Here is a 23,126-nt window from a genome sequence, read left to right on the forward strand (position 1 = left end):
GGACCGGCCGTCCGGCGTTGCGCTTCGCTACGGTGCCGCGCCGTCCGTGGCTTCGGCGCGGTCGTGCGCGGCGCGGACCGCCGAGGTGTGTGGATCGGTGCGACGGTCGTACCGCCAGAGGGCGGGCAGGGCGGCGGTGAGGACGCCGGTGGAGGCGACGCAGGCCAGGCCGCCGGAGCGGAGAGCGGTCCGGATCCCGTAGCGGGCGGCGAGGCCGCCGGCCCGGATGTCCCCGAGGGCGGGCCCGGCGGATCCGATGAGCGTCTCCAGCCCGGCCGCGCGGCCGCGCAGTTCGTCCGGAATGGACTGGTTCCAGATCGCCGTCCGGAAGGTGTCACCGGTCCAGTTGGCGGCGCCCGCGACCAGCAGGCAGAGCAGGACCGTCCAGACGGTCGGGCTGACGGCGGCCGCGACCATGGCGGCGCCGACGAGCACGCCGGAGAGCACGACCAGTCGGCCCTGCCGGTGCACCCGCTCGGTCCATCCGCTGGTGGCCGCCGCCAGCAGGCTGCCGGCAGCGGCGGCCGAGTACAGCAGTCCCAGGGCCCAGAGGGCGTCCAGCTCCTGGGCCAGGAACGGGAAGAGCGCCGTGGGCAGGGCGAAGACGGTGGCCGCGAGGTCCACCAGGTAGGTGCCCATCAGATCGGGCCGCCGGGCGGCGTACCGCGCGCCCTCGGCGAACTCCTTCAACCGGGGTGCCTCGGCGTCGCGGGCGGACGGGATCGGTCGTACCCGGGCGAGCAGGGCGATCGAGGCCAGGAAGGTGACCAGGTCGATCAGGTAGGCGACCGGGACACCGGCGGTGGCGATCACCACCCCGGCGGCGGCCGGGGCGGCCAGCCCGGCGATGCTCCAGCGCAGGGAGAGCAGTGCGCCCGCCGCGACCAGCTGGTCGTGCGGGACCAGGCGGGGGATCATCGCTTCCACCGAGGGCTGCTGGAGCCCCTGCAGCGCGGCCGCGCAGCCCGCTGCCGCGTAGAGCGGCCAGAGCATCGGGCTGCCGAGCAGCGCGTTGACCAGCAGCAGGGCGCTCAGGACGGCCAGCGCGATCTCGGTGGTCAGGGCGACGGCGCGCCGGTCGGCGCGGTCGGCGAGCACTCCGCCGTAGAGGCCCAGCAGGACGGTCGGGACCAGTTCGACGGCGCCGACCGCGCCGACGGCGAGTGGTGAACCGGTGAGATCGGCGATCTGCAGAGGGATCGCCGTCATGGTGAAGACCGAGCCCAGCAGGGTGATCGTGCCGGAGGTCCAGGTCAGCCGGAAGTCGCGGGAGGACCGCCACGGCGCGGTGTTCGGCAGCAATCGGGACCTGTGGCGGTCCGTACCGGTGCTCATGGCGGCATCGATCCCCTCGGGGCGCCCGTCCTTATCGTTGATAAATTCCGGGGTGGAACTTAGCGGCGATAAGGTGGGGTGCCAAGCGGATAGCGGCGGACTGGAGGACGGGTTGGCACTGCAACGCGAAGAGGTGGTGCGGACCGCCTTGCGCCTCCTGAACGAGGTGGGCATCGACGGGCTCACCACACGCCGCCTCGCGCGCGAACTCGGTGTCCAGTCCCCGGCGCTGTACTGGCACTTCAAGAACAAGCGGGAACTGCTCGACCTGATGGCGGAAGCCATGCTGGCCGAGGCCCTGCCACCCGACCGCCGACCGGCTCCGGAGAACTGGCCGGACTGGATCGCCCAGGACGCGCGCGCCAAGCGCCGCGCCCTGCTCGCCTATCGCGACGGCGCCCGGGTGCACGCCGGAACTCTTCCTGCCGAGGACGAACTTCCGGCCGTCGAAGCCCAGTTGAGTGCTCTCTGTCGAGCGGGCCTGCGGCCGCGCAGTGCGCTGCGGCTGCTGCTCGCAGTCGACCGGTACATCATGGGCTGGGTCACGGAGGAACAGGCGTGGCGGCAGGACGCCGATGAGCGGGCCCGCCCGCCGTTCCCGGACGAGGCGCTGCGTGACCTGCCACTGCTGCGGGAGGCGGCTGACGTCCTGCGGATGACCGACCATGACGCCGACTTCGAGTACGGGCTGCGCATCCTCATCGAGGGGTTCCGGGTGGAGGAGGGGCGTGCTGAAGGCGCGCTGGAGTGAGGGGCCTGTGGAGTGAGGTCCTCGGGGTAGGGGGTGGGGGTTTCGGGGGTGGCGGCAGTCCGGGGTCAGGCCTTGCGGGTGCTGAGTGCGAGCGCCTCGCGCAGTCGTCCGTCCGATGCGGCGAGCAACCGGGCGGCGGTCGGTGCGTCCACGTCGGCGAGGACGACCAGGACTGCGTCCTTCGCCCTGCCGTCGGTGGCGGTCAGCGCACGCCGGACGGTCTTCTCGTCGGCGCCGGTGGCCTGGGCGACGATCCGCTCCGCCCGATCGCGCAACTTCTCGTTGCCCGCCCGGAGGTCGACCATCAGATTTCCGTATGTCTTGCCGAGGCGGACCATGACGGCCGTGGACAGCAGATTCAGCACGAGCTTCTGCGCCGTGCCCGCCTTCAGCCGGGTCGAGCCCGCCAGTACCTCGGGCCCGACCTCCACTTCGATGCCCAGCGCGGCCGCGGCCACCAGGTCCGACCCCCGGGTGCAGGCCAGCCCGAGTGTCAGGGCCCCCGTCGTGCGGGCGTGCCGGACGGCCGCCACCGCGTACGGCGTACGGCCTGATGCGGAGATGCCCACCACGGTGTCGTCCGGCGTCAGCTTGAGCTCTTCCAGGTCGGCGAGGGCGAGTTCCGGACGGTCCTCGGCGCCCTCGACGGCGGAGACCAGGGCCTGCGGGCCGCCGGCGAGCAGGCCGACCACCTGGCCGGGCGCGGTGTTGAAGGTCGGCGGGCATTCACTCGCGTCCAGCACGCCGATCCGTCCTGCCGTGCCCGCCCCCGCGTACACGAGTCGTCCGCCCCGGGTCATCCGGGTGACGACGGCGTCGACCGCGGCCGCGATCTGCTCCAGCTGTCCGGCCACGGCCTCGGGCACGCTGCGGTCCTCGCTGTTCATCAGCCGGACGAGATCGAGCGTGGCCATCAGATCGATCCCGGCCCACTCCGGCCGCACCGCCTCCGTCACCGGTAGGCGTTCTCGCTTCGCTTCGGGCAGGGGTTCCGGATCCATGCAGGCAGCCTCCCCCGTGTGTCCTCCGCCAACCCGAGTGGTCGCCGAGGGGTGTGCCATCCGGCGCGCGCAGCTATAGAGGTGGGCGGGGCGGTAGAAGGCTGGACGTGAGGCTGCCTTTGGAATCGGGAGTGACGGCGTCCCCCGTGGCTCCCGGCGAGTGTCACGCCATCCAGAAGAAGACCGCTGTCATCCGCCGTTCCTCCAGAGCGGTGCCGTAGTAGGTGGTGGCGCTGTGGATGAGGTTGGCGTGGTAGAGGAGAAGGCGGTTGAAACGGTTGGGGACGCGGACGTCCTCGGTGAAGGCGTCGACGGGGACGTGCCGGGTGCCGAGTGCCTCGACCAGGTTGTTGTGCGGGGGGTTGACGATGTTTCCGCCGAGGCGGCCGCCGGGGAACTGCTGACGGTAGAAACTGGTGCCGGCCTCCTTGGGGGCGTCGGGGCTGAGATAGAGGACGGCGGCGTAGCGGCACAGCACGCGGGAGTCGGTGTGCGGGCGGGACTCCGACTCGCCGGCGCCGACGAGTTGGACGCAGTTGTGGTTGAGGGTGCCGCCACCGGGGGCGCTCTGGACCCAGAGCCGGGGCGCGCGGGTGGCCTTGCGGACCAGCGCCTCGACACGGGCCAGCTCGCCCGGCTCCAGACCGGGCATGGTGCGCAGCCCGGGCCAGCTCTCGGGACGGTAGGGGTAGCCCTCGGTCCAGTCGCCGCGAGCGAGGCAGCGCTCCCGAACGGCGTCCGGGTCGGGCAGGACGTCGTCCAGGGTCCAGTAGTCCCGGCCGGGGGTGGGTTTGCGATAGGGCAGGACCGGTAGGGCCACTCGCCTGGTGGGCTGTTGGGGCATGGGCCGACCATAGGGGGCGGGGTCGCCAACATTCTGCCGTGAGCAGGTCAACCTTTCGTCAACTGCTGCTCCTCTCCGGTGCCTTTCGGCCTCTGTGTGGGTTTCGCCGGCTTCAGGCCGGAGGTCTGATGGCGTACCGGCCGAGCGCGCTCTCCAGCTGGTCGAAGGCGCGGACGGCGGCCGGGCGGACCGCGGCAGCCACCGCGGCATGCTTCTCGCCGGCCAGGATGCGGCGGAAGGCCTCGGCGAACAGTGCCCGGTGGACGGCGGCGAGCAGGCCGGCGGCGACACGGGCGGTGAAGTCGGCGGGTGGGGAGTCGGTGGCCGCGGCGAGGGCGGCGGCCAGGGCGTCCTCGCTCTGCTCGTGGATCTCGCGCAGCCGCGCGAGCAGGGTGGGGCTCTCGGTGATGGTGCGTGCGAACGACGGCCCGGAGAAGCCGAGGACGGGGTCGTGCCGGTCGATCGCGGCCAGGCACTTGCGGCGCAGCGAGGCCAGCGCCGACTCGCCCGGTGTGCGCTCGGTGACGGTTCGTGCGAGGCGGGCGGCCATCTCCTCGTGCAGGTCGAGGAGCAGGTCCTCCTTGCGCGGGAAGTGGTTGGTGACGGTCATTTTGGCCACCCCGGCGGCCGCCGCCACTTCGGCGATCGTCGTCCGGTCGAAGCCCCGCTCGATGAAGAGCCCGGTCGCGGCCCGGGAGATCGCGTCGCGCGTGCGGCGCTTGTTGAGCTCGCGCAGGTTGGGGGTGTCCTCGGTCATGGGGTGAGCGTAGCGCAAGGAGTCTGGGTCGAGCACAGAAATTATGCTTGACCCAATGAGTGGGCCGGACCTAAGTTCTATGACGTCTCGCCGTGCCATCACCTTTGAGAGAAGGAGCACCCATGGTCACCAAGCCCCCCGCACTCCGTCTGCTGAGCGTGCACGCCCACCCCGACGACGAATCCAGCAAGGGTGCGGCCACACTGGCCCGGTATGCCGCCGAGGGGGTGGACGTGCTGGTCGCCACCTGTACCGGTGGTGAGCGGGGAACCGTTCTCAATCCGGCGCTCGACCGTCCTGAGGTGCGCTCGGACCTCGCGCGGATCCGCCGCCGGGAGATGGCGGCCGCGCGCGAGATCCTCGGCGTGGAGCAGCGTTTCCTCGGCTTCACCGACTCGGGCCTTCCCGGCGCCGGAGAACGGCTGCCCGACGGGTGCTTCGCACGTCAGCCGGTCGCGGTCGCCGCGGAGCCGCTGGTCGCCCTGATCCGTGAGTTCCGCCCGCACGTGGTCGTCACCTATGACGAGACGGGCGGATACCCGCACCCCGACCACGTGATGGCCCACCGGGTCACCGTCGAGGCCCTCGGGGTGGCGGCCGATCCCGACCGCCATCCCGAGCTGGGGGAGCCCTGGCAGGTGGCCAAGCTCTACTACCACCTGGCGCTGTCCCGGGCCTGGTTCCAGACCCTGCACGACGCGATGACGGCGCGGGGCGTCGAGTCGGCCATGGGCGAGCTGCTCGCCGGGTGGCCCGACACCCCGCCCGCGCTCGCCATCACCACCCGGATCGCCTGCGCCGAGCAGTTCGCCGTACGGGACGCCGCGTTGCTCGCGCATGCCACCCAGATCGAGTCCGGCGCGGGATTCATGGCGCACCCGCGTGACATCGAGCGCGAGGTCTGGCCGACCGAGGACTACCACCTCGCGCGGAGTCTGGTGGCGAGTCGACTCCCCGAGACCGACCTGTTCGCAGGTCTGCGCCCCGGGGAGGCCGGCGGATGAGGGGCTTCAGCGGTCAGGGCCGCAGCCGCGAACGGTGCGTGGTGGCGCTGTCCTCGGGCGTGCCGGTGGCGCCGTGGACGGTGCGGCCGCAGGCGGTAAGGCCGGCACCACTGTTGGCGCCGCTGTCAGCACTGGCCATCGGCGAGGACGAAGTGGCCGGGGCCGGTGACTGCCCGCCAGGTGAGCGTGACCGAGTCGCTGCCGGCGGCGGTGGCGGTCAGCGTGGTGGGGCGCCGACAGAACAGCCATGGGGACTCCTGGTAGGGAGGAGTTCGATCGGATGCCGTGCCGCGTACGGGCGACGGGAGGTGCGTGACAGTCAGCCGCGCTCCGGCCACACGTCATGGCCGATGCCGCCATGGCGCGGCCACCACCGTGGTGTGGAATCGCACTTGAGTGCCGCAGGAGAACAGGGCAGGTTGATGGCATGACGACTTATGAGCTCGGTGACGAAGCGTCCCTGATGGACCAGCAGCCGCGCACGCGCACCCATCAGTGGTCGGCCGGCCCGCCGGTGTCCGCGTTCCCGCATCTCACGGGGGAGGAGATCCTGCGGGAGATGCTCGCGGGCCGGATCCAGGCGCCGGCGATCGGGAGCACCCTGGGCTTCCGTCTGGTCGAGGCGGGACCGGGTACGGCGGTGTTCGAGGGTGAGCTCGGTGACCACCTGTACAACCCGATGAACACCGTTCACGGCGGCTACCTCGCCACCCTGCTCGATTCGGCGCTCGGCTGCGCCGTGATGAGTCGGCTGCCCGCCGGTATCGGCTATACGACCACGCAGCTGAACGTCCATATGGTGCGTCCGCTGTTCGCCGATTCCGGGGCGCTGCGTTGTGAGGGTGTCGCCCTGCACGTCGGCCGGATGGTGGCGACCGCCGAGGCGCGGGTGACAGGCGTCAAGGACGGCAAACTGTACGCGCACGCCACCACCACCTGCGCGGTCCTGGCCCCGCGACCGGCCGCCTGAGCCCACGGCCCGAGTGGTGATCGCAGGCGGGCTGTTGCCGCACAGGCCGAGACAGAAGGGCCCCGGTCGCCACGGGCGCGTCCGGGGCCAGGAAGGGCGAGGGCGTCAGAGTACGGCGAGCACCCCGCACAGTGCGAGGAAGCCGCAGATACCGAAGTTGACCAACCTGTGGGAGAGGAACACTGCGGCGAACTCGCGGATCGTCGCGCTCGGCCAGTAGTAGGCGGCCGTGGGCGAGCCGAACACCTGACCGTCCACACCGGACTTACGGGCGGTCAGCGCGGCACGGAAGGCGTGGAAGTTGTTGGTGACGATCACACAGCGGTACTCGGGGTTGGCCTGCTCCATGATCACCTTGCTGTACAGCAGGTTTTCCTCGGTGGTGCGTGAGCGGTCCTCGCGCTCGATGTGCTCCTCCGGAAAACCGCGCTCAAGGAGGTAGTCGGCCATCGCATGCGACTCCGGCAGCTTCTCGTCCGGGCCCTGCCCGCCTGAGGTGATCAGCACCGGGGGGTTGCCGCGGGCGGCCTGCCTCTCGTAGACGTCGCGCCCCCGGTTCAGCCGGCTGGCCAGGAGTGGCGGCACCCGGTCGCCGCCGATCAGGCCGGAGCCGAGCACCACCACGAAGTCCACGTCCCGGCGCGGCCGGTGACGTCCGTAGAGGAAGGCGTAGCCGACGAAGCAGACGAACAGGAAGGAGATGTATCCGACCACCAGCATGGCGGTGCCCGCGAGAATGCCCAGCCGATAGGAGCGGGTGAGCAGCGCCGCGCCGAGCAGCCCGATCACCGCCAGGATGCCGAGGCCCGCGAGGAGTGAGAGCAGGTTGGCCGGCCTCCTGCCCTCCTTGCGGATCATGGTCAGTCCATTGGTGATCAGAAAGCCGATCAGCGCCAGGGTGCCGATCGTCGGCAGCAGAACGATCGCGGCCGCTGCCAGCTCGACGATCAGAGTGGGGGCCTTGCGCAGTTCGGTGAGCAGGGCCAGAGCGAGGAGGGAGACGGCTATGCCGAGCAGGACGGCGTTGCTGAACTGGCGACGGTCGCGCAAGACCCCGAACCCGCACAAGACGAAGAACAGGGCAGCTGGAGCGTAGGCGATCATGCTCGTATCGTATGGCCCCGCAGTCGACGGATGATCCCCCTGGGAAACGGACGCTCCCGGTCTCTCAACTCTCCCCGGCCTGCTCAGCCTTGCGGGACTCCCCGGACTCCCCGGTTCCTCCGGTCTCCCCGGCGGGCGGCGGCTGCCCAGCTCGTCCGGCCCGGCGTACGCCCGGGACCGCTGCCGTACCCGCGCAGGCCAGCATCACCAGAGCGGCGGTGACCAGCAGTGGTCCGGTGCTGCCCCAGGCGTCGGCGGCCAGCGGGGCGAGCGTGTAGCCGAGTGGCGCGGCGGCCAGCGAGAGCAGCCAGTCGTAGGAAGTGACCCTGGCCAGGACCTGTGCGGGGAACTCCTGTTGAACCACCGTCTGCCAGACCGGGCTGAGGAAGCCGAGGCCGGCCATCGCGAGCGCGTACGCGGCGACGGTGGCCGGAGCCGGGGCGGCCGCCGCGAGGGCGAGCAGTGGCAGGGCGTAGAGGGCGAGACCCAGGTTGGCCAGCAGTACCGGGCGGCGCGGCCGGACCCGTCCGGCGAGCAGTGAACCGGCGAGCATCCCGATCGCCCCGGCCTGTGTCAGCGCGATCCAGACACCGTCCCCGCCCAGCCGCTCGGTGGCGATCAGCGGGCCGAGGGTGAGCAGGACCGCGGCGGCGCCGTTCCACGTGCCATGAGCGATCAGACTGGTCCAGTACCAGTCCCGGGAACGTAGTTCGACCCATCCCTCGGCGAGATCGGTGAGGAGCGAGCGACGCTCGGCCGGGGTGTGCCGGACGGTGATCCGGGCCAGGAGTGCGGCACTGACGACGAAGGAGACGCCGTCCAGGACGAACGCCCAGCCGGCGCCCGCCGTGTACACCAGTACACCGGCCAGTGCGGGGCCGCCGAGCCGCGCTGCGCTGCTGGCGGAGGCCAGCAGTGCGTTGGCCCGCATTCGGTGCGGGCCTTCGACGGTGGCCGCGACCAGGGGGGAGGCGGTCGGCATGGCGAACGCGGAGGCGACGCCGCCGAGTGCCTCGGCGACCGCGATGTGGGTCAGGCTCGGCTCCCCGCCGAGCAGTTCGACGCCGACGAAGAGCTGCGCGGCGGCCCGGACCAGGTCGGTGGCCAGGGCCACCACCCGCGGGTTGAAGCGGTCCCCGATCACGCCACCCAAGGGGAGCAGCAGCAGCCGCGGCACCATCGCGCAGCCCAGGACCAGGGCGAGCGCACCGGAGGAGCCGGTGGCCCGCGTGATGGCTATCGCGAGTGCGGCGGGGACGACGGCATCGCCGAGAGTGGAGATGGTCCGGTCGATGAAGAGCAGCCGAAAGCCACGGAGCCTCAGTGGGTGGTGGGTCACGCGAGCAATGTATTTCGGTGTCAAAAGTTCTGCAATGAAATATTCGGTGCCGAATATCTTGGTGGTGGTCGGCGATGCTTAGACTCGTGCCATGGAACACCCCGAGCGGCGACCGGATGAACCGCGTGACTGGACCGACGGTCACGTCGACCGCTGGCGGCCCGTCCTGCCCCACCTCGATCCCGACATCGAGGGAGCCGTCACCCGGATGAGCAAGCTCTCCCGGCACCTGGGACGCGTCCGGGAGGAGGGGGTCGCCGACTACGGCCTGCAGAAGCACGAGTTCGACACCCTCCATGTTCTCGCCGGTCGCGGTGGCCACGCCGCCCCGTCCGAACTGCGGGTCGACCTCAACCTGGCGCCCGCCTCGGTGACCGGCCGTCTGGAGGCCCTGGAACGCCGGGGGTTCGTGGTGCGCACGCCCTCCACCGAGGACCGCCGCCGGGTCGATGTCGGGCTGACCGAGGCCGGCCGGGCGGCCTGGCGGGAGGCCCTGGACGTCGTCGGCCGGGAGGAGCGCCGACTGCTCGGCGTCCTGGCGCCCGACGAGCGCCGACAGCTGTCCGACCTGCTGCGCCGGGTGCTCCTGGCGCAGGAAGCGTCCTCGGCCGAAGGCCGCCGGACGCGCCACCGTCGGGCCGGGCGGCACTCCTCCGGCCCCAACGTGGCGGACCAGGACTGATCAAGATCGCGCCGGGTCGCCCGGCGCTGCCGTCGGTGCGCGCCGTTGACAAGGCGTCACTGTTCGCGGCGGCCGGGTTCGGGTGTCGCGAACCGCTCGATCGCCTCGAAGATCGCCTGCCGCATGGCCGGGCTGCCGGTGTGGCCGGATTCCTGGATGACCGTCAACTCGGCGTCCGGCCAGGCCTTTGCCAGCGACCAGGCGGTGTACAGCGGGGAGCCGAGATCCAGCCGGCCGTGGATCAGCGCGCCCGGGATGCCGGCCAGCCTTCCGGCGTCGCGCAGGATTTGGCCGTCCTTCAGGAAGGCGTCATGGGCGAAGTAGTGCGCGGTGATCCGGGTGAACGCCATCAGCGCGTCGTCGGGCCGGTCGGTGTACGCGTTCGGCTTGCCGAGTGACTCGTGCGCGATCACCGCGTCCTCCCAGGTCGCCCAGGACTTCGCGGCCTCGGACCGGACCGCGTCGTCCGGGCTGTTGAGCAGTCGGCTGTACGCGGCCACCAGGTTGCCGTCCTGTTCGCCGGGCGGCAGCGCGGCCCGGAACGCCTCCCAGGGACCGGGCAGCAGCCGGCCGACACCCCGGTACAGCCAGTCGATCTCTTCCGGGCGGGTCATGGTGACCCCGCAGATCACGATCTCCGACACCCGCTCGGGATGCGCCTGCGCGTACGCGAGGATCAGCGTCGAGCCCCACGAACCGCCGTACAGCAGCCAGCGGTCGATGCCCAGATGCTCGCGCAGCCGTTCCATGTCCGCGATGAGGTGCGCGGTGGTGTTGTGCGCCAGTCCGGTCGCCGGGTCGGCCGCGTGCGGCCTGCTCTGCCCGCATCCGCGCTGGTCGAACAGCACGAGGTGGTACCGCTCCGGATCGAAGTACCGCCGGTTGCCCGCGCTGAGCCCGGACCCGGGCCCGCCGTGGACCACCATGGCGGGCTTGCCCTCCGGGTTGCCGGACACCTCCCAGTGGATCTCGTTGCCGTCACCGACCTCCAGCAGCCCCTGTGCGTACGGTTGGCCGAGCGGATACAGGTCGGACATGGCGGAAGACCTCCGGGAGCGGGCGGCGGGACGCCCGTGAGGCTACCCGGGCCGCCCGAGATCCGTCGACGCCGAGGTGGGAGCGGAGCCTGGAGGCCGCGGCGTTCTCAGAGGCCGGAACCGAGGTCGAGCGCCGTGCCGAAGGAGGCGTAGCCGAGGCAGGCGAGCAGCCAGAGGCCGAGTCCGCCGGTGACGGCGGCGGAGCGGCGGCCGAGGCGGGTGCGCTGTTCCTTGGGGCGTCGGAGCCGGCGGATGCCGTGGGCCACGCCGAGTACGGCGAGCGCGGCGAAGGCACAGGACGCTGCGGGGCTGTGTCGGCGGGCCAGTTGGGCGAGGACGAAGACGGCGGCCAGGGAAGCGGTGGTGGCGACGCCCAGCACCACGGTGCCGACCGCCTCGATCGTCAACTCGCCGAGGAGGTGGAGACAGCCTTTCGCGGCCCCGGTGGCCAGTCCGGTCTGGCCGCCCTGCACGGGCGTCGGGTCGCCGGGCATCATGGGGCCGGCCGGCGGTTCGGGCGGCGTTTGGACAGCCGACTCGGCCGGCGGTTCGGCAGTCGGACGGGCCGACGGGTCGGCTGGCGAAGGGCCGGGCTGGGCAGTCCGCACCGTGGAGTCCTCGTGCATGGCAGTCGCCCCCGTGTCCGCATCAACCCTCTTGGGCCCGGCGATCATACAGATGATCGGATCAGCGGTGGTCTGCCGGTGGCAGCAGGGTGGCGAGTCCGTCGAGGACGCGTTCGAGGCCGAACGCGAAGCGGGCGTCCATCGAGGGTTCGGTGAGGTCGTCGGCCAGGGCGACCAGGTTGGGAAAGGCGTCCGGCGGCAGTGCCCGGAAGCGGTTCGCAGCGGCGGCGGCGATGTCCCGGCGGCTCGTTCCCGTCGTCTCGTCGGCGGAGATCGGTGACTGTTCCTGGAGCACGAAGCCCTGGACGTAGGCGCCGAGCAGATAGGTGGCCAGGGCCGCGTCGGCGTTGGAGAAGCCGGCCTCGCGCAGCCGGTCCAACTGGTCCTCCAGCAGCCGCAGCAGGTTGGGGCCGGGGGCGAGGCGGCCCGCGACGACCTTGGCGGCGTCGCGTCGGCTCAGCAGGAGTTGCCGGTAGCGCCGGCAGTACTCGCGGAACTGGCCGCGCCAGTCGCCCTCGCGCGGCGGCGGCTCGCCGCCGGCCATGATCGCGTCATTGAGGAGGTCGAGCAGTTCCTCCTTGTTGCGGACGTGCCAGTACAGCGAGGCCGCCTTGACGCCGACCTCGGCGGCGACCTTCCGCATGGACAGGCCCGCGAGGCCTTCCCGTTCCAGGACCCGCAGGGCCGCCTGGGCCAGGGTCTCTCTGGTCAGGCCGGGCTGGGTGTCGTTGTTCTCCGGCATGGATGTGTGTCGCCTCCCGCGGATCCGGAAATCCCGCTTGCAATCTAACACCGTTAGGGGCAGTCTGTGCGTGCCGGTCAGCCCCTAACGGTGTTAGGGGCCCATCTGAGGGAGAGGTTTCCGATGGAGGGGTCGAGCGCCCGACGCAAGAGGCTTGCGCTCTTGACGCTGTGCGTCACCATGTTCATGTCCATGCTGGACAACGTCATCGTCAACAACGCCCTGCCCCGGATCGGGCAGGACCTGGGGACCGGCATCAGCGGCCTTCAGTGGGTGGTCGAGGGCTACAGCCTCGTCTACGCGGGTCTGCTGCTCACCGGCGGCGCGCTCGGTGACCGGTACGGCCGTACCCGGGTCTTCCGGCTCGGCCTCGCCCTGTTCACCCTCGGCTCGGCGTGCGCGGCGCTCGCCGGGACGATCGGTGTGCTCATCGCCGCCCGCATGCTCCAGGGGGTGGGGGCCGCGCTGCTCACCCCGGGCAGCCTGGCGATCCTGGGGCACGTCTTCACCGACCAGCGGGAGCGCGCCCGGGCGATCGGTCTCTGGTCGGGCGTCTCCGCGCTCGGCCTGTCGGTCGGGCCGGTGGTCGGCGGGCCCATGGTCGAGGCGTTCGGCTGGGCCAGCGTGTTCTGGATCAACGTCCCGATCGGCGTGGGCGGGCTGCTGCTGGCGGGCCGGGTGCTGCCGGCCATCGCGCCGCGCGAGCGCCGCGTCGACCTCGCCGGGCTCGCGCTCTCCGCCGCCGGCCTGGGGGCGCTGGTCTACGCACTGATCGAAGGTCCGGCCCGGGGCTGGACCGACACCCGGGTGCTCGTCTGCGCGGTGGCGGCGGCGGTGCTGCTGGTCGCCTTCGTGCTCCTCGAACTGCGGGTGGCCGAGCCCATGCTGGAGCTCCGGCTGTTCCGTGACCGGGTGCTCGGCGGCGCCATGCTCAGCGGTTTCGTGGTCAGCTTCGGGATGTTCGGCGCGCTGTTCTTCCTGCCGCTGCTGATGCAGGACGTGCTGGGCTGGTCGCCGTCGGCCGCCGGCTATGCCGGGCTGCCGATGACCGCGATGATCGTCCTCGCGGCGCCGCTCTCCCAGCGGCTGACCACCCGTTACGGTCCCCGGCTTCCCGTGGCACTGGGCCTGACGCTGTGCGCCTTCGGCCTCGGCGGCCTCGCCCTGTACGGCGGGCAGGCCCGCTACCCCGAATACCTGTGGACCCTGTTCGCGATGGGTCTGGGCATGGGCCTGACGTTCACCCCCGTCTCCATCGCCGTCCTCCAGCGGGTCGAGCCGCCGCAGGCCGGCATGGCCTCCGCGACCATCAACACCCTGCGCGAGCTCGGCGGAGTGGTCGGCGTCGCGGTCCTGGGCGCCGTCCTGACCTACCGTCTGAACGGAGCCCTCACCGAGAACCTGGGCCGGCTCGGCATCCCGCCCGGCGCGGTCGGGCCGGCCGCCGACGCGCTGGCCGGTGCGGGCGGTGGGAGCGGTGTCCAGGGTTCCGGCGCGGCGGCCGAACTGCCGGGCCCGGTCCGGGCGGCGGTGGAGGGCGCCTTCGTCGAGGGCGTGCACCTCGCGGTGCTCTGCGGAGCGGGGGTGCTGGCCATCACCGCCCTCCTGGTCACGGTCCTGCTCCGCCCGGCCGTCCGGCCCGCGGTGCCGGACCAGGGCGGTGAGCCGGCGTCGGCGCCGCTGACGGACGCCCGGCGCGGCTGACCGGCGCTACTGACCCGCGCCACTGACCCGCGCGGCCGGGCGAGGCTCATCGAGCGGCGTCCTCCACGGCGGTCTGGGCGGAGCGGGCCAGTTCCCGGCGGGCCGCCCACCGGGGGTGCGACGCGGAGGGGGCCTGGGCGGGGGCCTGGATCGGAGGCAGGAAGTCCACCTCCGCCACCAGCCCGCGCACCGCGACCACCCGGGCGAGCGAGGTGAGCAGACCGTCCTCGCCGACGAAGGCGGGCGCGCTGGTCGGCCGTCCGTCCGCCAGCCGGTAGCGGATCGTCACCGGCTGGACGGGGGCGCCGACCTGGACCGCGGCCTGGAAGAGGGCCGGGCGGAACCGGCCGCTCTCCCTTCCGCACCAGGTGGAGCCCTCCGGGAAGACGATCACGGGGTGGCCGGCCCGCAGCTCCCCGGCGACCGTGTCGACGGTGGCCGGGAGGGTGCGCAGCCGGTCGCGGTCGAGGAAGACGGTGCCGCCCCGGGCGATCAGCGCCCCGAGAACGGGCCAGTGCCGTACCTCGGTCTTGGCCAGCGACCGGCCGGGCCGGCCGGTCGCGATCAGCGGAATGTCCAGCCAGGAGACGTGGTTGGCGACCACGAGCACCCCGCCCCCGGCGGCGGGTGCCGGCCCGGGCCGGAGGGTGACCCCGAGCGAGCCCAGCAGGGTGCGCGCCCAGAGCCGGACCAGCCGGTCGCGTGCCGCGCGGGGGAGGGCGCGCACCGGAGGGATGAGCGCCAGGCCCGTGACCAGGACGGCCAGGCAGGCGGTCAGCCGCAGCGCCCGCCGGGGGAGGGCGACCACCGGGCCCGGCTCGGCCAGGCACGCCTCCGGGGTGCAGGGCGCGGTGGGCAGCCAGACGCTCATGAGGCCGGGTGCGCGGGCCGGGTGGCGAGCCCGGAGAGGAAGTGCCGCAGGTAGCGCGGGTCGGTGCGTTCGAGCGACAGCAGCACGTAGAGGTCGGCGGTGGCGAAGTCCGGGTCGTGCGCGGGGGCGCCGCAGACCCAGGCGCCGAGCCGCAGGTAGCCGCGGAGCAGGGCCGGCAGCGGCGCCCGCTCGGCCCGTGGCACACCGGTCGCGTCCCAGGGGCGGTGCGGGGTCACGCGGTACTCCTCGGGGGCGAGGTGCTTGGCGCTGACGGTGTCCCAGACCCGGGCCGCGGTGGCACCGCCGTCGTCCAGCGATATCGAGCAGCAGCCGCCGACCCAGGTGTTGCCGGTGTCGGCGAGGTAACGGGCGATGCCGCCCCACATCAGGTTGATGACGGCGCCGTTGCCCCGGTGGTCGGGGTGGATGCAGGAGCGGCCCAGCTCCACCAGGCCGGGACGGAGCGGCGCGAGGCCGGCCAGGTCGAACTCGCCGTCGGAGTAGAGCCGGCCGGCCCGTCGCGCGGCCTCGGGGCGCAGCAGACGGTAGGTGCCGACCACGGCGCCGTCCTCGCCCTCGCGGACCAGCAGGTGGTCGCAGTACGCGTCGAACGGGTCGACGTCCAGGCCCGGAACCGGGCTGTGCAGCACGGCGCCGAGTTCGGCGGCGAACACCTGGTGGCGAAGCCGCTGGGCGGCGCGGACGTCGTCCTCGTCCCGGGCGAGGCCGACGGTGTACCCGGCGCCCGGCTGGGGCTGGGGCTGGGGCTGGGGCTTGGGCTGGGGCGGCTGGAGGGCGCCCGGTCGGACCGGGCGCGGGACGGGCGCGGCTGCGGCGTGGCCGGGGGCGACTGCGGACGGAGTGTACGTGGGGACGGTGGTCATGGCGCGGACCCTCCAGGGCAGTACGGACGGAGGTGCCACGGGTCGTCGTGGCACCGGGCCCGGCTCGCACGGCTGGACGGGCGCGGCGAGCCGGTATCCGTATGTTTTTCCGAGCCGGCTGGCGTTCACGTTGCGGTTCGGCGGAGGGTAGATGTGCAACTGCTGAATGGGGCCACCCGGTATCCATAGGACACCTGACGGGCACCCGGGGGTTGCCGCCCGCTTCCCGGCGAGGGGTGGACAAGGGGGGCACTGGTGGTGCGGCGGGGGCGCGCGCCGCACCACCAGTGCCCCTGCGGGCCTCGGGCGTCAGCCCGCGCGCCACCCCTGCGGGTCGACGCCGCCCGGAACGACGGGGGCGGGGCCGTACGGTTCGCGGGTGAGCACGAAGGAGCCCAGGTCCAGATGGCTCACCGAGCCGTCGGCGGCCCGCACCACGCGCAGTGTCTCGCCCGCGTAGTAGTTGTCGAGCCCCGTCCAGCTGCCGTCCGGCTCGGGGCGGAAGGACGAGCTCCGGCCGCCGCCGCCGGCGAGCGAGGCGAGCTCCAGGACGCGGTCGGCCTTGAGCCGCAGTGCGTGGGCGGTGGCGCCCCAGTACCACGGGCCGGTGAGCGCCAGCAGTTCCTCGTCCACGCTGGGCAACGGCCGCCAGGGCTCCGGCAGCCGCGGCTCGTGCTTCGCGGTGAGGGCGATCAACTCCGCGGCTACCAGCGGGGTGTTGGCGCCGCCGGTCGCGTTGCTCAGCGCCAGTGCGGCCAGGCCGTCCGCCTCGCTGATCCAGAGTCCGGCGGTGAACCCGGGCATCGAACCGGTGTGGCCGTACAGCACCCGGCCCTCGTGGCGGAACAGCTGTAGGCCGAGGCCGTAGGCGCCGGACCAGTCGGCGCTCTCCGGGCCGACGGCGGGCCGACGCATCTCGGCCAGGGTGGCGGCGGCCAGCACCTTCTCGTCGCCGCCGGCCAGGAAGGCGGCCCAGCGGGCCAGGTCGGTGGCGGTGGACCAGAGCTGCCCGGCCGGGGCCATCAGACCGGTGTCGGTGAGCGGCTCGGGCAGCATGACGTCCGCCCAGGGGTGGACGGCGAAGCCGCCCGCGTGCGGGTGCTCGGGGAGCAGGGTGGTGCGGTCCATGCCGAGCGGCTCCAGCACCTCGTACCGCAGCACCTCGCCCCACGGCCTGCCGCGCAGCCGTTCCACCAGGGCGCCGAGCAGGGCGTAGCCGGGGTTGGAGTAGTGGTGGCGCCGGCCGGCCGGGTGCTTGAGCGGGGCGTCGGCCTCCAGGATGTCGTCCAGAGCCGGGCGCAGCGAGCCGTCGGTCCGCTCCCACCAGGGCCCGGGTGTCTCGGCGGCGAGACCGGCGGAGTGCGCCAGCAGCTGGGCGATGGTGGCCCCGCCCGCCGGGGTGCCGGGAAGATGGCGTTCGAGCGGGTCGGCCAGGTCGAGCAGGCCCTCGTCGCGCAGTCGCAGCACCAGCACGGCGACGAAGGTCTTGGTCAGCGAGCCGATCCGGTACTGCACCCCGGGAGTGGGGGCATGGCCGTCGATCATGCTGCGGGCGCCGCTCCAGACCAGTCGGCCGTCCCGGACCACCGCGGCGATCAGGGACGGTGTGCGGCCTTCGGCCTGCGCCACCGCGATCCGGTGCAGCAGGGCACGGCGGGTGGCGGGGAACAGCTCGTCAGGCTGGTCGGTCATCTGATCCTCTGAATTCCTCGGCGGCATCGGGTGGTTGTGAGCGCGGCCGACGCACCGCCGGTGAATCACCGGTATGCACCGCGGTGTCACGCGCGAGCCGGACGGCGCCCCCAACCTAGCCCGGTCATCGTCTCCGCTCCACCCCTTTTCACCGGTGCCGTCCTGGAATGTCGGCTGCCCGGACCCGGACCTGCCCCACCGTTCGTCCGCCGGAGGGCAGTTGGCCCTGGACATCGGTCCAGGGCCCAACGCGCCGCTTTCCCGGCGTCAGCCGACCGGGAGCGGTGGCAGCTCGGGGCGGTGGAGCCAGGCGTCGAGCAGAGGCCCCAGCGGGGCGTCCGTGTAGCGGGAGACGTGCGCGGTGAGGCCGGCGGTGCTGACGACACCGTGGCGGTTGAGGGTGGCCCAGTCCTTGAGCATGCGAAAGAAGGACGGGTCGCCGAGGGCCTGCCGCAGGGCGTGGACGGCGAGGCCGCCGCGCTGGTAGAGGCGGTCGTCGAACATCAGCTTCCGGCCGGGGTCGGCGAGCCGGAGGTCCTGCGGGAGCCCGGCCAGGAGGGTGTGCGCGGCGGCGGCGCGGGTGGCGGCGGTCGGGCCGCCGGCGTGCTCGGACCAGAGCCACTCCGCGTACTTGGCGAAGCCCTCGTTGAGCCAGATGTGGCTCCAGTCGGCGATCGTGAGGCTGTTGCCGAACCACTGGTGGGCCAGCTCGTGGGCGATCAGGCGCTCGCGGTCCCAGCCCCCGCCGAGGTGGTTGGTGCCGAAGGTGGCGACGCCCTGCGCCTCGACCGGGACGTCCAGCTCCTCGTCGGCGACGACCACCGCGTACTCGCCGAACGGGTACGGTCCGAAGACCTCCTCGAAGTACTCCATCATCCGCGGCTGCTGGTCGAAGCCCGCGCCGAACCCGTCCGCCAGCCGCTCCGGCAGGTAGCCGGTCTGCGGGACGGCGGGGCGCTCGGCGAACCGGACCGCCCGGTACTGGCCGATCGAGACGGTGACCAGGTAGGTCGAGGTCGGCTCGCTCTGCTCGTACACCCAGGTGGTGCTGGACGCCCGGGTCGTCCGGGTCAGCAGCCGGCCGCCGACCACCACGGTGTACGGGGACGGTGTGGTGATCGCTATCTGGTAGCCGGCCTTGTCGGCGGGCCGGTCGTTGCACGGGAACCAGGACGGCGCTCCGACGGGCTGGCTGGCCACCAGCGCGCCGTCGGTCAGCTCCTCCCAGCCGAGGCCGCCCCACGGGCTGCGCACCGGGCGGGGGTTGCCGGTGTAGTGCACCTCGACGGTGAACGCCGCACCGGCGGCGAGCGCCTTCGCCGGGCGGATCCGCAGCTTGCCGCCCCGGTGGGTGTACCGGGCGGCCCTGCCGTCGACCAGGACCCGGCCGATCCTGAACTCACCGAGGTCGAGCGCGAACTCGGCCAGGGCGACGCCCGCGACGGCGCTGAGCCGGGCGGTGCCGCCGAGTCGGTTGGGGCCGGGACGGTAGTCCAGGGCGAGTTCGTAGCGGTGGACCCGGTAGCGCGGATCCCCGCTGTTGGGGAAGTAGGGGTCCGGGGCGGCGCTGGGGGCCGCCGGGGCGTGCTCGGGCTGCACGGGGCGGGGTTTCACCGGGTCGTGTGCTCCCTGTGAGATGGCGGACGTGGGGGGACGGGGGACGTGCGGGGTGTCGGGGACGCCGGCGGCGGGGCGGATGGTCATGGCGTGGTCTGCCACGCCTCGATCGGGTTGCCCAGCCACCGCGTGTCGGCGGGGACGGACTCGGCGCGCATCACCAGCGAGGCCGGGCCCAGCGTGCTGCGCGCGCCCACCGTGCTGCCGGGCAGCACGATGCCGCCCGGGCCCAGGGTGGCGCCCTCGCGGAGGATGACAGTATCCATCCGCATGATCCGGTCGTGGAAGAGGTGGGTCTGCACCACACAGCCCCGGTTGATGCTGACCCCGTCCCCGAGAGTGACCAGGTCGGCCTCCGGCAGCCAGTAGCTCTCGCACCAGACGCCCCGCCCGATGCCCGCGCCGAGCGCCCGCAGCCAGACGTTCAGCAGCGGTGTGCCGGGCACCGAGCCGACCAGCCATGGCACCGCCAGCACCTCGACGAAGGTGTCCGCGAGCTCGTTGCGCCACACGAAGCCGCTCCACAGCGGATGCTCCACCGCCCGGAACCGGCCGACCAGCAGCCACTTCGCCGCCACCGCGACCAGGCAGGCCACCCCGCCGGCCGCCAGCAGCACCAGACCGGAGAGCAGCGCGGCCACCGCCGGCGACCAGCCGTCGGCCAGCCAGGACAGCGTTGCCAGCGTCAGCGCGCCGAGTGCCCCGGACGCCAGCACCGGCAGCAGCCGGGCCACCTCGACCAGCCCGCGCGCCCAGAGCAGCCGGGCCGGCGGCTCGTAGGTGAGGCTCTGGTCGGCCTCGTCGGCCGAGCGCGGCAGGCGCATCGGCGGCATGCCCAGGTACGAGCCGCCCTTCTTCGCCTTCTTCGGCGTCGCCGACAGGACGCCCACCAGGCCGCGGGCCGGCACGGCCCGCCCGGGCGCGGTCATCCCCGAGTTGCCGAGGAAGGCGCGCTCGCCGACCTTCGCCTCGCCGAGCCGCACCCAGCCGCCGCCCAGCTCGTACGGGGCGATCAGGGTGTCGTCGGCCAGGAACGCGCCGTCCCCGACCGTGGTCAGGCTGGGCAGGGCCAGCACCGTGGACACCTCGGCGCCCCGGCCGACCTTCATCCCGAGCGCCCGCAGCCAGAACGGGGTGATCAGACCGGCGTACAGCGGGAACAGGATCTCGCGGGCCTGGTCCATCAGCTGCGTGACCGTCCAGGCCTGCCAGCCGACCCGGCCGTGCAGCGGGTGCACCCCGGGCGTCAGGCCGATGCTCAGCAGCCGTACCGCCGCCACCAGCTGCGCCGCGTACAGCAGGCCGTACGCCAGGGTGGCGGGCAGCAGGGCGAGCAGGGCGCCGCCGAGCGCGGTGCCGAGGCCGTCGCCGGGGTGGACGAAGCGGGCGAGCACCGCGAGCGCGGCCAGCGCGGGCAGCACCGGCTGCAGGCTGAGCGCCGTGCCGCTGACCCCGTAGAGCACGGCCCAGCGGACCTGGCGCGCCGGGCGTTCCTTGGGCCAGGCCCGTTCGGCACGGCCCAGTTTGACGGCGGGTGCGCCGCCCCAGCGCTGGCCGGTCGGGACCTGTGCGGTCACGCTGGAGCCGGCCACCACCTGGGCGCGCTTGCCGACCCTGGCACCGGGGAGCAGCGTCGAGCGCGTCCCGACCACGGCGCCGGAGCCGACCTTGATCTGGCCGACCTCCAGACGGTCGCCGTCCAGCCAGTAGCCGCAGAGGTCCACCTCGGCCTCCACCGCACAGCCCCGGCCCAGCTTGAGCATGCCGGTGATCGGCGGCAGCGAGTGCAGGTCCACCTCCGGGCCGACCCTGGCGCCGAGCGCCCGCGCGTAGCGCACCAGCCAGGCCCCGGAGAGCCCGGTGGCGCCGCTCATCTCGGCGAGCCGTTCGGCCGTCCAGAGCCGCAGATGGGTGCCGCCGCCGCGCGGATAGCTGCCCGGTCGCAGACCGCGCAGCAGCAGCCGGGCGCCGCCGGCCGCGATCGCCAGCCGGCCCGCCGGGGTGTACAGGGCGAGTGCGCCCGCGCCCACCGCCCACCAGGACGCGGTCGGCGCCCACGGGTAGTCGCCGAGGTGGGTGAGGACGTTGCCGAGCGCCAGCAGCGCGACCGTCCAGCGCAGTCCGACCACGGTGAACAGCGGGATCAGCAGGAGCAGCTGGAGCAGTTTGGCCCTGGTCGGCACCAGGGCGATGGTGCGGGTCTCGCCGCTGTCGGCCGCCGTGCGCTCCAGGTGGCGGGCGAGCTTGCGCAGCGTCGGCTGCTGGTAGATGTCCAGCACCGCGGCGCTCGGGTAGCGGGCGCGCAGCAGGGTGGTGAGCCGGGCCGCTGCCAGACTGCCGCCGCCGATGGCGAAGAAGTCGTCGCGCGGGCCGCTCACCGGCACGCCCAGGATCTCGCTCCACTGCTCGGCCAGCCAGGCCTCGGTGCCGTACAGCTGCTCGGTCGGCCCGGCGGTCTCCAGGCCGGGCAGCGGCCAGGGCAGGGCGTTGCGGTCGACCTTGCCGGAGGTACGGGTGGGCAACGAGTCGACGGGCGCGAGGAGCGGCACCAGGGCGGCCGGGAGCTCGGCACGCAGCCGTTCGACGGCCTGTTCGCGGTCCCAGCCGTCCTTGGTGACCAGGTAGCCGACGAGCAGCTGGTTGCCGCCGCGCGCGGTGCGGACGGCGGCCGCCGCCCCGGCCACGCCGGGCAGGGCCTGGAGTGCCGCGTCGACCTCGCCCAGTTCGATCCGGCGGCCGCCGAGCTTGATCTGCTCGTCGGTGCGGCCGAGGAAGAGCAGGCCCGCCGGATCGGCCTGGACGAGGTCGCCGCTGCGGTAGGCGCGGTCCCAGCCGAGCGAGGGCAGCGGTGCGTACTTCTCGGTGTCCTTGACCGGGTCCAGGTAGCGGGCCAGGCCGACGCCGCCGATCACCAGCTGGCCGGTGCCGCCCGGCGTGACCGGGGTGCCCGCCTCGTCGACCACGGCGAGGTCCCAGCCGTCCAGCGGCAGGCCGATCCGGACCGGACCCCCGCCCGTCAGCAGCGCCGCGCAGGCCACCACGGTGGCCTCGGTCGGGCCGTAGGTGTTCCAGACCTCGCGGCCCTCGGTGACCAGGCGCTGTACCAGCTCGGGCGGGCAGGCCTCGCCGCCGAAGATCAGCAGCCGGACCTCGTTCAGCGCCTCGGCGGGCCAGAGCGCGGCCAGGGTCGGGACGGTGGAGACCACGGTGATCTCCTGCTCGGCGAGCCAGGGGCCGAGGTCGGCGCCGCTGCGGACCTGGGAGCGGGGGACGGGCACCAGGCAGGCGCCGTAGCGCCAGGCGAGCCACATCTCCTCGCAGGAGGCGTCGAAGGCGACGGAGAGGCCGGCCATCACGCGGTCGCCGGGGCCGATCGGCTCGTCCTGGAGGAACAGCGCGGCCTCGGCGTCCACGAAGGCGGCGGCGTTTCGGTGGGTGACGGCGACGCCCTTGGGGCGGCCGGTGGAGCCCGAGGTGAAGATGATCCAGGCGTCGTCGGAGGGGTCCGGACGGCCGGGGCCTACGGGCTGCCGGTGCTCTCCGGTCACGGTCAGCGCGCGTTCGGCGCCGAGCACGGCGGCGACCGCGGCCTCCTCGAAGACCAGCTGTGCGCGTTCGTCCGGGTCCTCGGCGTCGACGGGCACGTAGGCGGCGCCGGCGGCCAGGACGGCGAGGATGGAGACGTAGAGGTCGTTGGTGCCGGACGGGACGCGGACGCCGACCCGGTCGCCCGGGCCGACCCCGGCGGCGGCCAGCCGCCGGCGCACCTGCTCGACCTCGGCGGCGAGCGCGCGGTAGCTGAGCACGGTGTGACCGTCGTCCAGGGCCGGCTCGTTCGGGTGGGCGCGGACGGTGGCGTCGAGGACGTCGACCAGGGTGCGCGGGGCGGCGGCCGGGCGGCCGGGGAAAAGGGCCTGCGGTACCGGTGGGTGCTGGTTCGTCCGGCTCGGTTCAGCGGTCATGGCAGTCCGTGCGCTCCTTGTCCTCGCCCCGTCCCGACCGATGTCCGGTCCCTGGGGGCGGTGGGGGCACTCGTCTGACGGGTGACCCCACTCCGGGGCCGGAACGGGCAACCCGACCGATGCTAGTCCTGGGTGGTGAGGGCCGTACTGCCTGACACTCCACCCAACTTGCTCTGGAATGACTGAATCTGATTGTTTGTCAGT

At 73.2% G+C, this 23,126-nt stretch carries 20 protein-coding genes; 5 read left to right on the forward strand and 15 right to left on the reverse strand.

Features of this window, described 5'->3' with window-relative positions; translation table 11 throughout:
* Nucleotides 1-27: 27 nt before the first annotated feature.
* Nucleotides 28-1,335, reverse strand: a complete 1,308-nt coding sequence (locus tag ACIQIB_RS20210; protein ID WP_400759421.1) for an MFS transporter — start codon at nucleotides 1,333-1,335, stop codon at nucleotides 28-30.
* A 112-nt stretch (nucleotides 1,336-1,447) separates the two neighbouring features.
* Between ACIQIB_RS20210 and ACIQIB_RS20215 the strand changes: the two genes are divergently transcribed.
* Nucleotides 1,448-2,086, forward strand: coding sequence for a TetR/AcrR family transcriptional regulator C-terminal domain-containing protein (locus ACIQIB_RS20215; protein WP_363613011.1), 639 nt, complete (start codon nucleotides 1,448-1,450; stop codon nucleotides 2,084-2,086).
* Between the two features lie 65 nt (nucleotides 2,087-2,151).
* Here the strand turns inward: ACIQIB_RS20215 and murQ are convergent, their stop codons facing one another.
* The 3 genes from murQ to ACIQIB_RS20230 all read right to left on the reverse strand — a co-directional run bounded on the left by murQ (nucleotide 2,152) and on the right by ACIQIB_RS20230 (nucleotide 4,688).
* Nucleotides 2,152-3,087 (reverse strand): N-acetylmuramic acid 6-phosphate etherase, encoded by a 936-nt coding sequence (murQ, locus tag ACIQIB_RS20220; RefSeq protein ID WP_400759423.1) that lies wholly within the window; start codon nucleotides 3,085-3,087, stop codon nucleotides 2,152-2,154.
* 163 nt (nucleotides 3,088-3,250) lie between these two features.
* Nucleotides 3,251-3,931, reverse strand: a complete 681-nt coding sequence (locus tag ACIQIB_RS20225; protein ID WP_400759425.1) for a DUF6445 family protein — start codon at nucleotides 3,929-3,931, stop codon at nucleotides 3,251-3,253.
* 112 nt (nucleotides 3,932-4,043) lie between these two features.
* Complete coding sequence (locus ACIQIB_RS20230) at nucleotides 4,044-4,688, reverse strand: TetR/AcrR family transcriptional regulator (protein ID WP_400759427.1); 645 nt, start codon at nucleotides 4,686-4,688, stop codon at nucleotides 4,044-4,046.
* Between the two features lie 122 nt (nucleotides 4,689-4,810).
* On the opposite strand from ACIQIB_RS20230, the gene mca reads away from it, so the two are divergent.
* Nucleotides 4,811-5,692: a mycothiol conjugate amidase Mca gene (mca, locus tag ACIQIB_RS20235; protein ID WP_400652894.1), complete on the forward strand. Its 882-nt coding sequence runs from the start codon at nucleotides 4,811-4,813 to the stop codon at nucleotides 5,690-5,692.
* 13 nt (nucleotides 5,693-5,705) lie between these two features.
* Here the strand turns inward: mca and ACIQIB_RS20240 are convergent, their stop codons facing one another.
* Nucleotides 5,706-5,831, reverse strand: coding sequence for a hypothetical protein (locus ACIQIB_RS20240; RefSeq protein WP_363613002.1), 126 nt, complete (start codon nucleotides 5,829-5,831; stop codon nucleotides 5,706-5,708).
* A 288-nt stretch (nucleotides 5,832-6,119) separates the two neighbouring features.
* Here ACIQIB_RS20240 and ACIQIB_RS20245 point away from each other — a divergent pair, with 288 nt between their 5' ends.
* Nucleotides 6,120-6,662, forward strand: coding sequence for a PaaI family thioesterase (locus tag ACIQIB_RS20245; RefSeq protein ID WP_400652897.1), 543 nt, complete (start codon nucleotides 6,120-6,122; stop codon nucleotides 6,660-6,662).
* Between the two features lie 105 nt (nucleotides 6,663-6,767).
* Here the strand turns inward: ACIQIB_RS20245 and ACIQIB_RS20250 are convergent, their stop codons facing one another.
* Both ACIQIB_RS20250 and ACIQIB_RS20255 read right to left on the reverse strand, forming a co-directional pair.
* A complete protein-coding gene (locus tag ACIQIB_RS20250) occupies nucleotides 6,768-7,766 on the reverse strand; it encodes a YdcF family protein (protein ID WP_400759429.1) in 999 nt (332 codons plus the stop codon).
* Between the two features lie 64 nt (nucleotides 7,767-7,830).
* Nucleotides 7,831-9,105 (reverse strand): MFS transporter, encoded by a 1,275-nt coding sequence (locus tag ACIQIB_RS20255; protein ID WP_400759431.1) that lies wholly within the window; start codon nucleotides 9,103-9,105, stop codon nucleotides 7,831-7,833.
* Nucleotides 9,106-9,196: 91 nt separating this feature from the next.
* Between ACIQIB_RS20255 and ACIQIB_RS20260 the strand changes: the two genes are divergently transcribed.
* Nucleotides 9,197-9,787 (forward strand): MarR family transcriptional regulator, encoded by a 591-nt coding sequence (locus ACIQIB_RS20260; protein ID WP_363612994.1) that lies wholly within the window; start codon nucleotides 9,197-9,199, stop codon nucleotides 9,785-9,787.
* Between the two features lie 56 nt (nucleotides 9,788-9,843).
* On the opposite strand, the gene pip is transcribed toward ACIQIB_RS20260, so the two are convergent.
* The 3 genes from pip to ACIQIB_RS20275 all read right to left on the reverse strand — a co-directional run bounded on the left by pip (nucleotide 9,844) and on the right by ACIQIB_RS20275 (nucleotide 12,192).
* Nucleotides 9,844-10,824 (reverse strand): prolyl aminopeptidase, encoded by a 981-nt coding sequence (gene pip / locus ACIQIB_RS20265; RefSeq protein ID WP_400759432.1) that lies wholly within the window; start codon nucleotides 10,822-10,824, stop codon nucleotides 9,844-9,846.
* Nucleotides 10,825-10,931: 107 nt separating this feature from the next.
* Nucleotides 10,932-11,321 (reverse strand): hypothetical protein, encoded by a 390-nt coding sequence (locus ACIQIB_RS20270; protein ID WP_400759434.1) that lies wholly within the window; start codon nucleotides 11,319-11,321, stop codon nucleotides 10,932-10,934.
* A gap of 190 nt (nucleotides 11,322-11,511) precedes the next feature.
* Nucleotides 11,512-12,192 carry a TetR/AcrR family transcriptional regulator C-terminal domain-containing protein gene (locus ACIQIB_RS20275; RefSeq protein ID WP_363612988.1) on the reverse strand — a complete coding sequence of 227 codons (681 nt, stop codon included), beginning with the start codon at nucleotides 12,190-12,192 and terminating at the stop codon, nucleotides 11,512-11,514.
* 162 nt (nucleotides 12,193-12,354) lie between these two features.
* On the opposite strand from ACIQIB_RS20275, the gene ACIQIB_RS20280 reads away from it, so the two are divergent.
* On the forward strand, nucleotides 12,355-13,896 hold the full coding sequence (locus ACIQIB_RS20280) for an MFS transporter (protein ID WP_400759437.1): 1,542 nt from the start codon (nucleotides 12,355-12,357) through the stop codon (nucleotides 13,894-13,896).
* Between the two features lie 46 nt (nucleotides 13,897-13,942).
* Here ACIQIB_RS20280 and ACIQIB_RS20285 read toward each other — a convergent pair whose 3' ends face one another.
* From ACIQIB_RS20285 to ACIQIB_RS20305, 5 genes are all read right to left on the reverse strand, one after another.
* The gene (locus ACIQIB_RS20285) at nucleotides 13,943-14,767 is read right to left on the reverse strand and encodes a lysophospholipid acyltransferase family protein (protein ID WP_363612984.1); all 825 of its coding nucleotides are present in this window, start codon (nucleotides 14,765-14,767) and stop codon (nucleotides 13,943-13,945) included.
* Nucleotides 14,764-15,651 carry a GNAT family N-acetyltransferase gene (locus ACIQIB_RS20290; RefSeq protein ID WP_400759439.1) on the reverse strand — a complete coding sequence of 296 codons (888 nt, stop codon included), beginning with the start codon at nucleotides 15,649-15,651 and terminating at the stop codon, nucleotides 14,764-14,766. The genes ACIQIB_RS20285 and ACIQIB_RS20290 overlap by 4 nt, the downstream gene beginning before the upstream one ends.
* Before the next feature lie 309 nt (nucleotides 15,652-15,960).
* Nucleotides 15,961-17,343, reverse strand: coding sequence for a serine hydrolase domain-containing protein (locus ACIQIB_RS20295; protein ID WP_400759441.1), 1,383 nt, complete (start codon nucleotides 17,341-17,343; stop codon nucleotides 15,961-15,963).
* Nucleotides 17,344-17,610: 267 nt separating this feature from the next.
* Nucleotides 17,611-18,957: a M1 family metallopeptidase gene (locus ACIQIB_RS20300; RefSeq protein WP_400759444.1), complete on the reverse strand. Its 1,347-nt coding sequence runs from the start codon at nucleotides 18,955-18,957 to the stop codon at nucleotides 17,611-17,613.
* Nucleotides 18,958-19,043: 86 nt separating this feature from the next.
* A complete protein-coding gene (locus ACIQIB_RS20305; RefSeq protein ID WP_400759446.1) occupies nucleotides 19,044-22,922 on the reverse strand; it encodes a Pls/PosA family non-ribosomal peptide synthetase in 3,879 nt (1,292 codons plus the stop codon).
* Nucleotides 22,923-23,126 lie beyond the last annotated feature (204 nt).

The organism is Kitasatospora sp. NPDC092286, assembly GCF_044755565.1.
Lineage (GTDB): Bacteria > Actinomycetota > Actinomycetes > Streptomycetales > Streptomycetaceae > Kitasatospora.

What these genes read in the sequence shown, in the direction of transcription:
- ACIQIB_RS20210 (WP_400759421.1), bottom strand. Translation starts at nt 1,335, where the DNA reads ATGAGCACCGGTACGGACCGCCACAGGTCCCGATTGCTGCCGAACACC.
- ACIQIB_RS20275 (WP_363612988.1), bottom strand. Translation starts at nt 12,192, where the DNA reads ATGCCGGAGAACAACGACACCCAGCCCGGCCTGACCAGAGAGACCCTG.
- ACIQIB_RS20290 (WP_400759439.1), bottom strand. Translation starts at nt 15,651, where the DNA reads ATGACCACCGTCCCCACGTACACTCCGTCCGCAGTCGCCCCCGGCCAC.
- ACIQIB_RS20225 (WP_400759425.1), bottom strand. Translation starts at nt 3,931, where the DNA reads ATGCCCCAACAGCCCACCAGGCGAGTGGCCCTACCGGTCCTGCCCTAT.
- ACIQIB_RS20245 (WP_400652897.1), top strand. Translation starts at nt 6,120, where the DNA reads ATGACGACTTATGAGCTCGGTGACGAAGCGTCCCTGATGGACCAGCAG.
- ACIQIB_RS20295 (WP_400759441.1), bottom strand. Translation starts at nt 17,343, where the DNA reads ATGACCGACCAGCCTGACGAGCTGTTCCCCGCCACCCGCCGTGCCCTG.
- ACIQIB_RS20285 (WP_363612984.1), bottom strand. Translation starts at nt 14,767, where the DNA reads ATGAGCGTCTGGCTGCCCACCGCGCCCTGCACCCCGGAGGCGTGCCTG.
- ACIQIB_RS20250 (WP_400759429.1), bottom strand. Translation starts at nt 7,766, where the DNA reads ATGATCGCCTACGCTCCAGCTGCCCTGTTCTTCGTCTTGTGCGGGTTC.
- murQ (WP_400759423.1), bottom strand. Translation starts at nt 3,087, where the DNA reads ATGGATCCGGAACCCCTGCCCGAAGCGAAGCGAGAACGCCTACCGGTG.
- pip (WP_400759432.1), bottom strand. Translation starts at nt 10,824, where the DNA reads ATGTCCGACCTGTATCCGCTCGGCCAACCGTACGCACAGGGGCTGCTG.
- mca (WP_400652894.1), top strand. Translation starts at nt 4,811, where the DNA reads ATGGTCACCAAGCCCCCCGCACTCCGTCTGCTGAGCGTGCACGCCCAC.
- ACIQIB_RS20305 (WP_400759446.1), bottom strand. Translation starts at nt 22,922, where the DNA reads ATGACCGCTGAACCGAGCCGGACGAACCAGCACCCACCGGTACCGCAG.
- ACIQIB_RS20230 (WP_400759427.1), bottom strand. Translation starts at nt 4,688, where the DNA reads ATGACCGAGGACACCCCCAACCTGCGCGAGCTCAACAAGCGCCGCACG.
- ACIQIB_RS20270 (WP_400759434.1), bottom strand. Translation starts at nt 11,321, where the DNA reads ATGATGCCCGGCGACCCGACGCCCGTGCAGGGCGGCCAGACCGGACTG.
- ACIQIB_RS20240 (WP_363613002.1), bottom strand. Translation starts at nt 5,831, where the DNA reads ATGGCCAGTGCTGACAGCGGCGCCAACAGTGGTGCCGGCCTTACCGCC.
- ACIQIB_RS20260 (WP_363612994.1), top strand. Translation starts at nt 9,197, where the DNA reads ATGGAACACCCCGAGCGGCGACCGGATGAACCGCGTGACTGGACCGAC.